The following is a 16,471-nucleotide window of genomic DNA, read 5'->3' as shown; positions in this document are numbered from 1 at the left end:
AGGCAAACAAAAATAGATATTCTTATCAAGAAATGTTATTTTTTTACACCTTTTATCAATTTTTACTCACATAATTATAAATGTTACGTTAATAGTTTGCTTTAAGGAAGCTTTTCTTGTAGTATTTATGTCAATAGCCCAATAGACCAAAAACAGGCTTATTAAAAACTAACAAGGAGTTTCAGTGGGGAATCAAGTTGTAACTTTAGATAGAAAAACTAACATTATCCGGTGGAGTGGGTTTTTTGTAGGTATCATAGCTGCCTTGCTAGTTTGGTACTTTATACCTAGTAATGCAGGGGATATAGCCCTAGCTGCCTCAAAAGGTAAAAAGCTTTATGTTGATGGCCTTCCTATAGTTGCAGCAGTGGCAGTTTTGATGGGCATATGGTGGATGACTGAGGCTATATCTTTGCCAGTTACTGCCCTCTTACCTATGGTGCTTTTCCCACTTCTTGGCGTTGATACTTTTAAGTCAGCTGCTACTCCTTATGCATCAGATATCATCTATCTTTTTATGGGTGGTTTTATCTTAGCCCTAGCCATGCAAAAGTGGAATCTTCACACACGTATAGCCCTTTTTATAGTCTTACTAGTAGGTACTAGTCCAAGAAGGTTAGTTGCGGGCTTTATGATAGCTACAGGCTTTATATCTATGTGGGTTAGTAATACAGCTACGGCAGTTATGATGCTTCCAGTTGGACTTTCAGTTCTGCATATAGTTGCTAAACTTACTACAGGTAAAGAAGATGGCACGCTTGAAGGCGATATAAAACATCTTGATGATGTAGCAAGTAAGGGGATACAAGGCGGCATAGTTAATGAGATAGTCCATAAAGGTAAAGATGTAGTAACTGAAGTTAAAAAAAGAACTTCAGCCATTAGAACAAACTTTGGCATCTCTTTAATGTTAGGTATAGCTTACTCAGCTTCTATTGGCTCTCTTGCAACCATCATAGGCACCCCACCTAATGCACTTTTAATAGCCTATATGAAAAATGAACTTGGCGTAGATATAGGCTTTGGTCAGTGGATGTTAGTAGGGCTTCCTATAGCCATACTTATGCTTATAGCTTGTTGGCTTTTGCTAGTTTTTGTCTTTTTTAAGCCTGAGATAAAAGAGATTCCAGGTGGTAAAGAGATCATACATGCTGAGTACAAAAAACTAGGTAAGGTGAGTAGTGCTGAGTGGCTAGTAGGACTACTTTTTGTGCTAGCTGCGCTTAGTTGGATCTTCCTAGGTTTTATACTTAAGGCTTTTGAGATAAAAGTAAGCAGTCTTGATAGCATTATAGCTATGAGTGTTTCTGTGCTTTTATTTATCATCCCGGCTAATAGAAGTGGAGAAAGGCTAATAGATTGGGATACTGCTAAAAAGCTTCCTTGGGATATATTAATCCTCTTTGGTGGAGGCCTAGCTTTATCAGCTGAGTTTAGCAGGACAGGGCTTTCTTTATGGATAGGCCATCAAGTTTCAACCCTAGATTTTATGCCTATAGCTTTAATCATACTTATAGTTACAGCCCTAGTTATCTTCCTAACTGAGATAACTTCTAACACAGCAACAGCTGCAGCCTTTTTGCCAGTTATAGCAGGTGTGGCTATAGGGCTTGGTTACAATGGTAGTGATGTCTTGCTTTTCACTATACCAGTAGCAGTTGCAGCAACTTGTGCCTTCATGCTTCCAGTGGCTACTCCACCTAATGCTATAGCCTATGGCTCAGGTTATGTAAGGATAGTAGATATGATAAAAGCAGGATTCTGGCTTAATATCATAGGCATTTTTATCATAACTCTTGCGACTATATTTATAGCAACTTATGTTTTTTCTATAAAGATTTAGATTTTATCTTGATACATAGTGGGCTTAAAGCTTACTATGTGCTTATCATCTTTTTTACTGCCTTTTTATCAAAAACACCATAAGGATAAGCTAGTTTTTTAAAATGGATAGTTTTTTATTAATAGAATCTACTTTTATAAAACTAGTATTTTTTGGCAAGGGGGGAGGAGGGGGGCCCTATCTTAAACTAGGCGCTTCTCCCTTATCCTCCTGGTTTTATTTTATAAAATATTGCCCCCCATAGTCTTACGCATGCTTATTTTTACTAACGTAAAAACAAAAGGCTATATATGAGAACTGCTGTATCGTAATAACAATATAAAAACTATAAACTTAATAGAAATGCAAACTACTTCTATAAAATGTGCCTGTTAACTAGCCCCATTTCGCACTGACAAAAGTGGCGTTAAAAGGATGCTAGAGAGTGCAGACTTAGCCATTTTTACTAGAAATGGAAATATGCCAAGGCCCTCCTTTTAACTCATATTTAAAAAAAGCTCTCCCAAAAAAAGAAGGCCCTAGTTGCTTATAGCCAACTAGTGCTAGTTTCAAGTAAGCTTCGCTTTGGTTAAAAGAAAATATATCAGGTAAAAAAAAGAAACTATTGGAATAAAGATTTAGTTAATAGTATAAATAGACTGGAGTTGCCTATAAAAAATGCTTCTATATAAAAATTATAGGGCTTTTAGTATTACAAGTTGATATTACTTTAGTAAGTTTTTTAAGCATGTAGATGGGAGTTTAAAGTGTGTTAGCTCTTAAAAAGATGCTTAATGTAGCTAGAAACTACTAGCTTTTAGCTACATTAAAACCAGCACTAACTAGAGTGTGTATGTGCAAGATTCCACTTACTTTAGAATCTTTATCTATGACTACTAAAAGTTGGATTTTATTAAACTCTAAGATTTTTAAAGCATCAAATGCAAGTAGATTTGCATCATCAATAGTTTTTGGATGTTTGTTAGCAAAATCTAGTGCAGGCTTACTTAGATCAAAGTCTTCTCTCATCATAGAACGCCTTAAATCGCCATCACTTAAAACTGCTAAAAGCTTGCCTTTAGAATCTACTATCAAACAAGACCCAAGCTTGCACTCACTCATAACAAGCACCGCATCTTTTAGCTTAGTGTCTTGTGAGATTAAAGGAAGATTAAGCGTTTGCATCAAGTCTTTTACTTTTACAAAAAGTGCAAGCCCTAAGCTTCCACCTGGGTGAAATGAAGCAAAATCTTCTGGCTTAAAGTTTTTTTCTATCATCAAACAAGCATTTAAGGCATCAGTTATGGCAAGACTTAAAGTAGTAGAGGTAGTGGGTGCTATGCCTAGTGGACAGGCTTCTTTTAACTCTCCTAAAGGCAAGATGTAATCATATATCATCTTAGAATCTCTACTTTTAGTTATAGCGATGATTTTTACTCCTAGCCTTCTTACATGGGGCAAAACTTCAACTAACTCCTTGCTAGCCCCACTATAGCTTATGACTATAAGAGTGTCTTTTGTACTAAGCATACCTAAGTCTCCATGCATCCCTTCAGTAGCATGTAAAAATACACTAGGTGTGCCAGTGCTTGACATAGTAGCAGAGGCTTTTTTAGCAACTAGTGCTGACTTGCCTACACCACAAAAGACTACTTTGCCCTCTGTGTTTAAAAGTAGGCTGATGATAGAAACTAGATCTTTTATATCAGCTTTTTTAGCATAGTCTAAAAGACTAGTGGCCTCTTTAGTTATAACATCTAAAAAGTCTTTACTTAAGTTTTTCTTATCTAAATTCTCTCCATTTGGAGCTTTTATATTTAAACTTTTAGGCATGTGCTTTAGTCTTTGTTGAAAACATCTAAAAGCTCTTCATGAGTGTGAGATCTTTTCTCACTCCTCTCACCTTTTTCTTGTGACTTTTCAGCTCTTTCAGCCCTTTCTGGTCTTTCTGGTCTTGGAGTTTTCTCGCCTCTTTCACTCCTTTCAGCTCTCTCATGTCTTTCTGGCCTTTCGCTTCTTTCAGGTCTTTGACTTTTTTCGTCTTTTTCTACCTCAAAACCTTCTTTTTCCTCTTTAGATTCTATAACTTCTGCCTTAGATAGTTTTTTATGTTGCTCTCTTACATGTTCTTTTGGCTTTGCTGGGGTTTCATTAGTAAAAAAAGCATTGATTAAGATAGCAGGGTATTTTTTAAACTTTTTAAAGAGTAGTTTTCTAAAAAAGCTAAAAAGATCAGCTTCAAAGGCTTTGGAGTCTTTTAAGACAAAAGGCTTTATTACATTTATATGTGCTAGTAAGGCTTCAAAACACTCTTCGCCAAAGGCAACTTCATCTTTTTGATTTAAGATTCCAAAGACATTTATCTTATGGCTTAGTACTTCTTTATTTAGATTATCAAATCTTAGAGTTAGTATAAAGATTCCATCTTTTGAAAGGGCATTTCTTTCACTTACTACTTCACTATCTATGTATTTATTAGTGTTGTTATCTATAAAGCCTTTACCAGTTTTTACGTGTTTAACTGTTCTCATGTAGTTTGGATTAACTTCGATTTGATCGCCATCTTCCATTAATATGATATTTTTTTCCAAAACTCCACAAGAGATAGCAGTTTGTTTATGGCGGGCTATATGGTTGTACTCTCCATGCACCGGTAGGAAAAACTTAGGCTTCACAAGGCGCAGCATAAGTTTTTGTTCTTCTTGGGCGGCGTGTCCGCTAACGTGGATTTCACTAAAGTCTTGGTAGGCTACTCTTGCTCCTGCCTTCATAAGAAGATTTAGTATGCTAGAAACTGAGCCTTCATTACCCGGTATGGCCTTAGCTGAAAGGATGATTAAGTCATCTCCTTTTATGTTTATATGTCTATGATCATTAGTTGCCATCCTATAAAGGGCACTCATAGGCTCACCTTGTGAACCTGTAGTTACTATTAAGACTTCATTATCAGGCAAAGAGTTCACTTTATGGGCGTCTATAAAGATGTCATTAGGAAGATCTATATAGCCTAGCTCTCTTGCAAGATCTAGATTTTTTTCCATACTCATGCCAATTACAGCTACTTTTCTACCGTACTTTATCCCGTGTAATATTGCTTGATAGACTCTATGTATATTAGAGCTAAAAGTACTCATGATAACTCTTCCTTTAGCACTTTGGAAGAGGTGATCAAAGGCTGGGCCTATGCTTGCTTCACTAGGAGTAACTCCTGGCTTATGAGAGTTAGTAGAATCACTAAGCATCAACATAACGCCTCTTTCACCATAATATGCTAAGCGGTGAAGGTCTGTAGGAAGATTATCTATTGGAGTGTGATCTATTTTAAAATCTCCTGTATGAAGTATAGTTCCTGCCTCTGTTGTGATAGCTAAAGCACTAGCATCAATGATGCTATGAGTTATATGAATCCACTCAATCTCAAAGTCTCCAACTTGCACTGGCTTTCTTTTTTCAACTACGTGGCAAAGATCACGGCACTTTTTAAGACCGTGTTCATCAAATTTATTACTTATTAGCCCTAGTGCTAGAGGGGTTCCATAAAGTGGAAACTGCATGAGCTTATAAAGATAAGGTACTGCGCCTATGTGGTCTTCATGGGCGTGAGTTATGATAACTCCTTTAATCTTATGTTTAATAGTTTGAAGATAGCTAAAATCAGGCACTAAGATATTAACTCCAGGCATGTTTTCATCAGGAAAACTCATACCTACATCTATAACTATGGCTGAGTTTTCAGTTTCAAAAACTGTCATATTCCCACCTATCTCACCAAGACCACCAAGAGGAGTTATCCTAACGCTTGCCTTAGTTCCAAGGTTTAGTTTATAGTGAGGGTTTAGACTACTTTTTTGTGCTCTAGTGTTAGTTTCTACACCTTTTTTAAGATCTTTTTTAAAGCCAAAGTTGCCTTTTTGATTGTTCTTGTTAAAGTCTCTAGCATCCCCACTTTTAGATTCTTTATCTTTTGTAGGCTTAGTTCTTTCTTCGTAGTTTTCTTTATAGCCTCTATTTTCCCTAGGGGCTTTAGAATCTTGTCTATTTTTCCATCTTTTTTGAGTGGTATTTGCACCTTCTGTTTCTTCGCTATTGCCTTCTTTTAACTCTTTAAATTTAGGCTTAAAAAACTTTTTTCTTTCCCTTACATTTTGGCTTCCATCTTTGGGGGTGTTTTGTTGGTTTTTTTCGCGGTTAGATTCAGTATGCTTGTTTTGACCTTCATTTAGGTCACTTCTTTCGTTGTTATTTTCCATTTTCCTACCTTTTGTAGTTGATTTAATAGTTTTATATATGTATCAGTTGATACTTGATGAGGTCTTATCTGCATGCTTAAATTAAGCGTGGCAAAAATCTCTTCTAGCTCTTTTTTATCTATCTCTAGATTCTTAAAAAGCATCTTTCTAGGAGACTTAAAAGCCCTTTTCAGCAAAGATTCTAAATCACTTATCAAGCCCTTAGTCTTAACAAAGTAAATCACAGCCGAATCTACTTTTGGCATAGGCTCAAAGCTTGAGGCTTTTACATCAAAAAGATACTCCATGCTTCCAAGACTTTGGCTTAAAACGCTTAGTGCGCAAAACTCTTTTTCACCACTTTGTGCGCAAAACTTTTGTGCTACTTCTTTTTGTATCATCACTAAAAAGCCCTTACATTTTTCATCTCTTAAAGCCTTTAGTATAAAGGCAGTAGCCACGTAGTAGGGGAGGTTAGCTACTAAAAAGTACTCGCCTTCAAAGATAGCGCTATCTTTGGAATCCATGATATTTTCAAATCTTATCTCTAAAGATCCATCCTTTAAAGCATTTTCAAACTTAGCTTTTAAAGGTGCTTTTAAGTCCTCATCTATCTCATAGGTTACAACTCTTCCAAAGTCTAAAAGTCTTTGGGTCAAATCGCCCAATCCAGTCCCTATCTCAACAAGTTGCAAGTTTTTTGCAAAAGAGGGAATTGATAAGAAGATTCTATCTTTTATAAGAGTATCTTTTAAAAAGTTCTGCCCTAGGTGCTTTTTATGAGAAAAAGACAAAAGCTTATCCTTTGAGTGATCCTTAAGCTTTTTGCTTTAACGCTAACTTTTATGATGACGTTAATATAGCTTTTTATGCATTTTAGCTATTTTTTATGTTTGCTGTCAAAGTTTTAAGGTTAGCTTTTTTTGCTTTCTTAAAATCTCGTAGAAAAGTTTAAAGAGTAAAAAGTATGGCCATAGTCATCAGAGCTTATACTTGGGATGGCTACAAACTTTTGATACTTAGTTGTAAAAAGATAGCCAACTCCCCAGGCCAAAACTGCACCTGTTACTACTTGGGCTATAGTGTGACGTTTAGCTACGACACGTGAGGCAGCAACTGCAGTTGCTAGTAGTATGGCTGGGATGCCAGGCTTCCAACCATATCTATAAAATATATAACTAGCTCCTGAAAAAGCTCCACTTGAGTGTCCACTAGGCATACCTTTATAGTCATGCCCGCCATCTGGACGACGACTAAACTCTACAGGATGTCCAAGTTTTGCACTTAGTTCAAAACTTCTCTTACTTGCTTCAACTATGCCTTGAGTAACTAGACTGCCAGCTAGTACTTGCCCAAAACCTTCATAATCTTGCATAGCCAAACTTGCAATCCCTGCGTATAAAGGAAGCAAAGTAAAAACATCACCAAAACCTCTAAACCAGTCTGTGCCATTAAAGTCATTAGCCTTGCCTTCTGTTACAAGTAGCATGCATAACATTAAGCCTAGCAGAATCTTTTTCATAGTTGTGTTCTTTATTGTAGTGGTTACTTTGTGGTGATAATCATTAAAAATTTTATCTCAAATTTTCAAAAATGCACACTAGCATACTAAGTTTTAAAAACTTAAGCCAAAAACATAAGATAAAAAAGTTAAGATTAAAAATAAGTATCTAAACGTAACACTATACCACCACATAATAGATATTGTGTGGTGGTGGGTTAAGGTTTAAATTTCTAAAAATTATAACAAAAATACATTTTGCAAATACAATATTTACTTTTTGAAAATATTTATTTTCACATCACCTATATAACGTACTTTATTTAAACATAATTAACTCCTTTTTGCCCCTTGTTTAAATGCAAACTAGCATTCTTTTATAACAACAACCACTTTTTAACACACCCACCACCACACAATATCTATTATGTGGTGTTAGGCATCTTGAAAGACTGCTTATGGATGTTTACCATTTAAGATACTTGCTATCTCTTACTTTTAAAAAGATCATGCCTATAAGGCCTATAAAGCAGCTTAGAAGCTTTGTAGAAGACTTAGGAGTTCTTATTGTCCAAAAAAGATATAAAAAAACCTTAGCCTTACTTGCTGCTAAAAAAAGACTAAGAGTGCTATTTTTAGTAAATGAAAGCTCTAAGTGGAAAATGAAGTCGTTATATGACTTGCTGGCACAAAGTGATTTATTTGAACCACTAGTTGTTCTAACGCCCTTAACTAGTGTGCATAAAAGCAAGGAAGGAGACATAGGCTATCTTGATAGTGAGCTTTTATACTTTAAAAAAGAAAATATTAATATCATCTATGCTTATAAAGATAAAAAGTATCTTAGTTTAAAAGAGCTAAGACCTGATATAGTATTTTATGAGCAGCCCTGGGAGTTAGCTAGAAATCAAGCGCCCCTTTATACTTCAAAGTTTGCCTTAACCTATTATATGCCTTATTATGTGTCAAATTATGGCAACTTAAACTTAGATATAAACTTAAGATTCCATAAGTTTTTATATAGATACTATGTTTTAAATCACGATTGGAAAGAGCTGTATAAAAAACATGCAAAAGTTGATAATTTTTGTCCTATAGGGCACACACAGCTAGATAACTTTTATCTAAATGCATCCACAAGCAAGCAAAGCTATGTTATCTATGCTCCCCACTACTCATTTCCTCATGTTAAAAATCTAAATCCAGTTAACTACGCTACATTTTTACAAAACCATAGGCTTATTTTAGATTTTGCTAAAAAACATTCAAACTTAAACTGGGTGTTTAAGCCTCACCCTAAACTTAAAGCAAGCCTTTTAAAAAGTGGCTTTTCAAAAGAGTATGTAGAAGGCTACTACAAGCAGTGGGAAGCTATAGGGATAAGTTCTTATAACTCAGACTACATCAAGTTCTTTTTAGATTCTAAAGCCCTAATAACTGATAGTGGCTCTTTTTTAATAGAGTACTTTTGTACCACAAAACCACTTATTCATCTACTCCCAACTTATCCTTTGCCACCTCCTTTTAGTCCATCTAAAAAGATATTTGATACTTTTTATAAGGCTTATGATGATGTTAGTTTGCTTGGGTATCTAGAAAGCATCTTGCTTAAAGATAAAGATCCTTTAAAAGAGATAAGACTAAAAGTTTTAAAAGAGAGTGGTTTAAATAACGGCCTTGTTGCAGAGAGGATATTAAAAGACTTAAAACATATACTTAAAGGAGAAAGAAAATGAATATAGCCTTAATCATAGCTGGTGGAATAGGAGAGAGGATGAAACAGGCTTTGCCTAAGCAGTTTATTAGCATATATGATAAACCTATCATTATCTACACACTAGAAAAGTTTCAAGAAAGTAGGCTAATAGACATCATAGCAGTTGTTTGTTTAAGCGGCTGGGAGGAAGTTTTAAAGGCTTATGCTAAGCAGTTTAATATAACTAAGCTAAGGCATATAATCCCACCTGGCAAAGTAGGACAAGAATCAATTAAAAATGGAATCTATGAGCTAGCAAAACACTATCCCTTAGAATCTAATGTCTTAGTACATGACGCCATAAGACCTAATGTAACAGAAGAGATAATCCTTAAGTGCTTAGAAGTAACTAACCTAAAAGGCAACGCCATAGTCTGCTTGCCTTGCCAAGAGGCTATGCTTGAGACTACAAACTCTATAGATTCTATGTCTTCTTACCCAAGAGATAAGCTAAAGCGCACCCAAACCCCACAAGGCTTTAAGCTTTCTTTCATCTTAGATCTCCACAAAGAGGCTAGCTCTAAAGGCATAACTAATTCAATAGCTAGCTGCACTTTAGCTACTGAGCTAGGGCATAAGGTTTATATAACTAAAGGCTGTGAAACAAATATCAAGCTAACAACCTTAGAAGATATAGAGATATTTAAAGCCCTTTTAAAAAAGGAAGTAAGATGAGTTTTAGGCTACTTTTTAATGAGTATGAAGATATAAGCAAGCTTTTAGATTCTAAGTTAGATTTATTAAAAAACTCTTCTATCTTGCTAACTGGTGCTAGTGGTTTGATAGGCACTTACTTACTAAACTATCTATGTTTTTTAAATGAGACAAGGAAGTTTAATCTAAGCATATATGCCCTTTCTAGAAGCTACCCTAAATTAATTAGCAATCAAAAGATACATTTTTTAAGCTATGACTTAAGTAAGCCTTTTTTTATAGATATAAATTTTAACTTTATCATCCACGCTGCAAGTAATGCTAACCCTATAGCTTTTGCAAATAACCCAGTAGATACTATGAAGGTTAACTTGCTAGGAACACTCTCTCTTTTAGATCTAGCTAAAAAATATAAAAATACTAAGTTTCTTTATATCTCTACAAGTGAGATCTATGGGCATGATATTAAAAGTAAGCCTTTTAAAGAAGAAGATTTAGGCTTAGTTGATACAAAGCTAGCAAGGTCATGCTATCCAGAATCTAAAAGGGCAGCTGAAAGCTTGTGTATGTCTTATAAGGCCCAGTTTGATACTTTAGTTAATGTCGCTAGGCTTTCTTATATCTATGGTGCAAGTATCACAGTTTCTAGTTCAAAGGCAGATGCACAGTTTTTGCGTAATGCCCTAGATTCCAAAGATATAGTTTTAAAAAGTAAGGGGATGCAAAAAAGGAGTTACTGCTACGTGGCAGATTGCATAAGTGCTTTGCTTACTATCTTGTTGCAAGGAAAAAGTGGTGAAGTTTATAACGTGGCAAATAAAGATTCTATCTCTAGTGTTTTTGACTACGCTAAGACTTTAGCCACTATAGCAGGGGTGGGTATAAGATATGAGCTACCTAGTGATATGGAATCTAAAGGCTACTCTAAAGAACAGGATTTAATCCTTGATGCCACAAAGTTAACTAAGCTAGGATGGAGGCCTCTTTTTAACATTAATGAAGGCTTAAGCCATACATTTGCACTAGGAAAGGCCTTTATTAAGCTAAGGGATACAAAGGATGTAAATGTTTGAAGAGTTAAAACTCAAAGCCTTTGAAGCTAATAAAAGACTAGCTAACTCAGGCCTTATAATGCTAACTTGGGGTAATGTCTCTAATATCAGCAAAGATAGAAAATATATCTGTATAAAGCCTTCAGGCGTGGATTATAGTGCATTAAAACCAAGTGATATGGTAGTAGTTGACTTAGAGGCTAATGTGATAGAGGGTCTTTTAAAGCCTTCATCTGACTTGCAAACTCACCTTTGGCTTTATAAGTCTTTCCCTCTAGTTTATGGTATCTGCCATACCCACTCAAACTATGCTACTTCATTTGCCCAAGCAGGACTTACTCTAAAACCACTAGGCACTACTCATAGTGACTATTTTAACGGAGAGATACCTTGTACTAGAAAGATGCGTAGGGCTGAGATAGAAAGTGAGTATGAGTTAAATACAGGAAAGCTTATAGTAGAGAGCTTTCAACAAAAAAGATATGAAGAGATACCAGCTATCTTAGTTTACTCACATGGTGTTTTTACGTGGGGGAAAGACGCATCTAATGCAGTTGAAAATGCGATGATAGTAGAAGAGATAGCTAAGATGAACTACCAAACTAGATGTTTAAATCTAAAAGTTAAAGATATATCAAAGTCTCTATTAAATAAGCACTTTTATAGAAAACATGGTAAGGATAAGTACTATGGACAAGACTAAGTGGCTTATAAAAAACTTCATATTGCCTAGTAGCTATGAAAGGGTGCTAATAAGATTTTTAAGAAAGATTAGACACACATACATCCTTGAAAGACTTTACTGCAAGTTAGCTAGAAAGTTTTGCAAGGTTAGGGCTAATAAGATAGTGTTTGTAAATCCTCATATGATGCAGTATTTTGATAGCACAAAATACATCCTAGAAGAGCTTTTAAGTATGGAATCTAACAAGCTTGATATAGTATGGGCAACTTCTAAAATAACTGATATTAGCTATATGCCAAAAGTGATAAGAAAGATAAACTATAACTCTTTTAGATTCTTATATGAACTTTTTACTGCTAAAGCTTTAGTTGTTAACTCTCATATATTTTTACCTCTAAAAAAAGGCTTTATTAAGCCTAAGGGTACAGTTTACTTTCAAACCTTTCATGGGTCTATGGGTATAAAAAAGCTTGATGCAGATGCATTAGAAGTCTTTGATAAGCTTGGCTGGCTAAAGTGGCAAAAACGTTCTTGTGCTATGTTTGATTACCTTTTTACAGATAGCGAGTTAGAAAAGCAGATATTTAAAACTGCCTTTTGGGGATATGGGGAAGTTTTAAAGCTAGGCAAGGCAAGAGATAGTATCTTTTATAAAGATCCTAAGCCTTTTATAGACAAAGTAAAAAGTTTTTATAAACTAAAAAGCAAAGATAGAATCTGTCTTTATGCCCCTACTTGGAGGCCTGATAAGAGGACATACTGTTATAACATAGATATAAACTTACTAAAAGATAGTTTGCATAAACGCTTTGGTGGTAACTGGAAGGTATTAATCCGCGCTCACTCACATATGCAAAAAGGAGTATTTGAAACTCTTTATAATCAAGATGAGGTTATAGATGCTTCCTTATACCCTGATATGCAAGAATTGCAAGTAGCAAGTGATGTTTTAATAAGTGACTACAGCTCCTCTTTGCCAGAGTTTGCTATCTTAAAAAAGCCTTCTTTTATCTATGCCACAGATCTAGAAAAGTATGAAAATGGCTTTTACTATGACTTAGATGTACTTCCTTGTAAGGTAGCTAGAAACAACTATGAGCTTATGACTAACATTTTAGGTTTTGATGAAGTAGCCTTTAAGCAAAAAGCACAAGAGTTTTTAGAGTGGGCAGGGCATAGTGATGATGAAAACTCACCTAAAAGGATAGCTAGCTTTATCTTAGAAAAGATGGGAGCAAGACTATGAGTGATGAGATAAGGCTATATTCATATGATGTATTTGATACTTTACTAACTAGAAAGGTAGCTAGGCCAACTGGCATCTTTACTCTTATGCAAGAAAGACTTAAAAATGATCCTCTTTTTTTAGACTTTCCAGCCAGTTTGAAAACTAACTTTTTTAACTATAGGGTAGATAGTGAGTATAGACTGCGTTGTTTAAGTAGAAAGTATAACTTTGGATTTGATGTAAATTTAGATTCCATATATGAAGATATAAGAAGAACTTTATCTTTAACCCTAAGTCAAACTATCTTATTAAAAGACTTAGAGATAGCTATAGAATCTGAAAACATAGTTCCTATAAAAGCAAACATAGACAAGATAAAAGCCTTAGTTGCTAGTGGTAAAAAAGTAGTGCTTATATCTGATATGTATCTACCTTTTAGTGTTGTAAAAAGTTTTCTAGCTAGACTTGATCCTTTGTTAAACACGCTTACTTTATACCTTTCTTCAGAAGTTGGTTTTATGAAAGCAACAAAGCAGATGTATAAATATGTACAAGATAAAGAAAAAGTAAGCTTTAAAGAGTGGGAGCATGTAGGGGATAATAAACATGCTGATTATAACAACGCCTTAAGTCTTGGCATAAAAGCTAAGCTTTATAACTTTATGAAGCTAGAAAGCTATGAAGAAAGACTTTTAAATAGCCACCCTAAAAGCTTTTTTACACAGCTAAGTGTAGGGTGTTCTAGGAATCTTCGTTTAGCAAACACTGGTGCTAATTCTAATATGTATGATCTAGGTGCTTCTCTTGGAGGGCCTTTATTCTACCCTTTTATCTTGTGGCTATTAGAACAGACAAAAAGACGTGGTATCACTAGACTTTACTTTATAGCAAGGGATGGCTATATCCTTAAAAAGATGATGGATATGGCTATAGAATCTAAAGGCTTAAAGATAGATACTAAGTATATCTATGGTTCAAGGAAGGCTTGGCGCCTACCTGCCCTTAGTATTGATAATACTAAACTATATGAACAGTTTGTAGAATCATATTTACGTAATTTAAAAAACCTACATGCTGGTTTTAATATGATTAAATCAGAGTTTATTAGCATACTTCCTAAAGGGTTAAAAAAGTATTATAAGGGTCTAAGTTTAAAAAAGTTGCAAGATTTAAAAGACTTTTTGCTTAGTAATGCCTCTTTGCTTGCTAGGCTAGTGGAAGTTAGTGCAGATAAAAGAAAACTAGTTATAAGGTATCTTAGAGAAGAGTTAGATTTAAGTGATGATAACTTTGCTTTTATAGATCTAGATGGTGCTGGTCTTACACAAAATGCACTAGCTTGCTTGCTGCAAGACTTTTTTTCTAAACCTATTAAGTGTTTTTATTTTGCTTCTACACCCGGTATATTTACTATGATTAATACAGAACATATATATTTTCATGCATTTAGAAGAGGAGATTCTGGGATACTTCTTGAACTACTAACGCGAGCACCTCATGGCCAAACACTAGGTTATAGGCTAAAAGATGGAGTGTGTATCCCTATACTTGAAAACATAAAAGTAAATAAAGATGGCTTAGAAGACTACATTAAAGGTGTACTAGACTACACGCACATCATGCTTGAAAATAAGGCTTATAAAAGCTTTGTGTCACAAGATATACTAGAAAGTTATGTAAGATTTCTAAGTACTGATATTGATAAAAAACATGCAGAGATACTAGGTGATATTAAACATAGTTATATGGGTAAAGAAACTAGCTTTGCTCCAAAGTTTAGTTTTTATAGCGCCTTAAAATATCTCTTATCACAAAAAGCAGATACTGAAAATGTTCTTTACTCTAAGATTAGGTCTAATGTGTTTATAAGAAAGATGCTTTCTTTAAGATCTATGCCCATTAGAGTGCTTAAAAAACTTAAAAGAAGTGCGTTTAAAACTTAAAAGCTTGTCTTTGTGTATGTAAAGATGGCCTTGTGGATTTTTAGTAACTTATATTTGCAAGCTTAAATGTGCATTATTTAATGTAAAATTTAAGTTTACTTAAAGGCTTTTAGCTTTTTATAAGTAGGCTTTTAAAATGATATTTTTACCAGGAGTTTTTAAGTGAGAAAGCATATAAGCTTAAAAGTTGCTGTGGTAGTGGTTGTGGTTACATTTATAGTGATTTTAATACTTAGTATCATAGCCGCAATTAGTACAAGCAACACGATGAATAAATCCGTAAGACAAACCCTCACTCTAGCATCAGAGGGTATGAGCACAGTCCTTGATGGAAAGATAAGCCAAGCAGGCACATCTATGAGTGTAACTGCTAGTAAAGTAAGTGAAGTTATAGCTCACTTTGGTATGCTTCCTTCAGCCCTAGTTACTCCAGAGGTAAGGTCTTTAAACAACTCTTCAGATTCAGTTTTAAGCTCTCTAATTTATGCTGATACAACTACTGATAATCCAAATTACGTAGCGCCTAATGGCCATACGCTACTACGCGCTATTAATAATGGGCGTGGGGATTCTACTTTGCTTTATGCAAAACATGCCTATGATGAAGTATCAAGTAGCCCCATTATAAAAAGTGCCCTTGAAGGTAAGATAAGTATAGGGCCTCCTACAGTTAAAACTGTAAATGGTAAAGAATATAACACTGTGCAGTTAGCAGTTCCTATCACGCAAAATGGCAAGGTCATAGGTGTTATAGCCCAGTTTTTAGATCTAAATTTTATGCAAAAGATAATTAGTGATATGACAGATATCCGTGAAGGTGATATTATGAGAAGTGCTAGTAGATATCTTGTGTATGATGGAGTAGCTGTTGTATCTAATGTCACAGGTGAAAGTAATAAGCCTATAGGTGATATAAAGATGCTTGCAGATTCTAAAGACTTTGATGCCTTGCAAACTCACTTAGCTAATGGAGATGATTTTTATGGGAAGATTACCTCAGATGGAAGGAGCTTTTTAGTAGCTAATAACAACTTTAAACTTTCAAAGTTTGGCGCTTCGTTAAATATGCTAGTTTTGGTTCCTTCAGACATCGCCCTAAAACCAGTAACTATACTAATATGGACTATAGTAATCACTGCCATCATAGCAATTATCATCATAGTAGTTTTCTTTTACTTCTATATAGATAAAGCCTTCATAAAAAGAGTAAGAAATATACAAGCTACTCTAATAGATACCTTTGCAGTTATAAACCATGAAAAAGCTATAAACATACCTAAACTAGATACTAGATCTAAAGATGAACTAGGAGTTATATCTAATGTTATTAATATAGCTATGGATAAAACTAAAACCTCTTTATCCAAAGACAGTGAAGCTGTAAGTGAAGCATTAAATGTAGCTAAGACTATAGAAGAAGGTAACTTAAGTGTAAGAATACTTAAGTTACCTTCTAATCCTCAATTAATTGAATTAAGAGATGTACTTAATAATATGTTAGATGTATTAGAACTAAAGATAGGTTCTAATATGAATGAGATAGAAAGAGTATTTGATAGTTATCTTAAATTAGACTTCTCTACTTCAGTATTAGATTCTAA

Annotated in this window: 12 protein-coding genes; 8 read left to right on the top strand and 4 right to left on the bottom strand. The window is 34.6% G+C overall.

What is annotated here, in order from left to right:
* Positions 1-184 precede the first annotated feature (184 nt).
* On the top strand, positions 185-1,843 hold the full coding sequence (locus BKH43_RS06550) for a DASS family sodium-coupled anion symporter (protein ID WP_095229835.1): 1,659 nt from the start codon (positions 185-187) through the stop codon (positions 1,841-1,843).
* Positions 1,844-2,632: 789 nt separating this feature from the next.
* Here BKH43_RS06550 and BKH43_RS06545 read toward each other — a convergent pair.
* The 4 genes from BKH43_RS06545 to BKH43_RS06530 form a co-directional block, all read right to left on the bottom strand.
* Positions 2,633-3,655: a KpsF/GutQ family sugar-phosphate isomerase gene (locus BKH43_RS06545; protein WP_095229833.1), complete on the bottom strand. Its 1,023-nt coding sequence runs from the start codon at positions 3,653-3,655 to the stop codon at positions 2,633-2,635.
* Between the two features lie 5 nt (positions 3,656-3,660).
* Positions 3,661-6,072 carry a ribonuclease J gene (locus BKH43_RS06540; protein ID WP_095229831.1) on the bottom strand — a complete coding sequence of 804 codons (2,412 nt, stop codon included), beginning with the start codon at positions 6,070-6,072 and terminating at the stop codon, positions 3,661-3,663.
* On the bottom strand, positions 6,042-6,845 hold the full coding sequence (gene rsmA / locus BKH43_RS06535; RefSeq protein WP_095229829.1) for a 16S rRNA (adenine(1518)-N(6)/adenine(1519)-N(6))-dimethyltransferase RsmA: 804 nt from the start codon (positions 6,843-6,845) through the stop codon (positions 6,042-6,044). The genes BKH43_RS06540 and rsmA overlap by 31 nt, the downstream gene beginning before the upstream one ends.
* 137 nt (positions 6,846-6,982) lie before the next feature.
* Positions 6,983-7,573, bottom strand: coding sequence for a phosphatase PAP2 family protein (locus BKH43_RS06530; RefSeq protein WP_095229827.1), 591 nt, complete (start codon positions 7,571-7,573; stop codon positions 6,983-6,985).
* A 437-nt stretch (positions 7,574-8,010) separates the two neighbouring features.
* Between BKH43_RS06530 and BKH43_RS06525 the strand changes: the two genes are divergently transcribed.
* The 7 genes from BKH43_RS06525 to BKH43_RS06495 form a co-directional block, all read left to right on the top strand.
* A complete protein-coding gene (locus tag BKH43_RS06525) occupies positions 8,011-9,288 on the top strand; it encodes a hypothetical protein (protein ID WP_095229825.1) in 1,278 nt (425 codons plus the stop codon).
* On the top strand, positions 9,285-9,983 hold the full coding sequence (locus tag BKH43_RS06520; RefSeq protein WP_095229823.1) for an IspD/TarI family cytidylyltransferase: 699 nt from the start codon (positions 9,285-9,287) through the stop codon (positions 9,981-9,983). Before BKH43_RS06525 ends, BKH43_RS06520 begins: the two co-directional genes overlap by 4 nt.
* Positions 9,980-11,035: an NAD-dependent epimerase/dehydratase family protein gene (locus BKH43_RS06515; protein WP_095229822.1), complete on the top strand. Its 1,056-nt coding sequence runs from the start codon at positions 9,980-9,982 to the stop codon at positions 11,033-11,035. Before BKH43_RS06520 ends, BKH43_RS06515 begins: the two co-directional genes overlap by 4 nt.
* Entirely contained in the window at positions 11,028-11,717 is a 690-nt protein-coding gene (araD, locus tag BKH43_RS06510; RefSeq protein ID WP_095229820.1) for an L-ribulose-5-phosphate 4-epimerase AraD, read from the top strand. The genes BKH43_RS06515 and araD overlap by 8 nt, the downstream gene beginning before the upstream one ends.
* On the top strand, positions 11,704-12,945 hold the full coding sequence (locus tag BKH43_RS06505; protein ID WP_172402338.1) for a CDP-glycerol glycerophosphotransferase family protein: 1,242 nt from the start codon (positions 11,704-11,706) through the stop codon (positions 12,943-12,945). The genes araD and BKH43_RS06505 overlap by 14 nt, the downstream gene beginning before the upstream one ends.
* The gene (locus tag BKH43_RS06500) at positions 12,942-14,870 is read left to right on the top strand and encodes a hypothetical protein (protein WP_095229816.1); all 1,929 of its coding nucleotides are present in this window, start codon (positions 12,942-12,944) and stop codon (positions 14,868-14,870) included. The genes BKH43_RS06505 and BKH43_RS06500 overlap by 4 nt, the downstream gene beginning before the upstream one ends.
* Positions 14,871-15,032: 162 nt before the next feature.
* On the top strand, positions 15,033-16,471 hold a 1,439-nt coding region (locus BKH43_RS06495; protein WP_143429045.1), incomplete at its 3' end, for a cache domain-containing protein.

The sequence above is a fragment of the Helicobacter sp. 13S00401-1 genome, from assembly GCF_002272925.1.
Lineage (GTDB): Bacteria > Campylobacterota > Campylobacteria > Campylobacterales > Helicobacteraceae > Helicobacter_I.
This window is presented reverse-complemented; position numbering and strand designations above follow the sequence as displayed.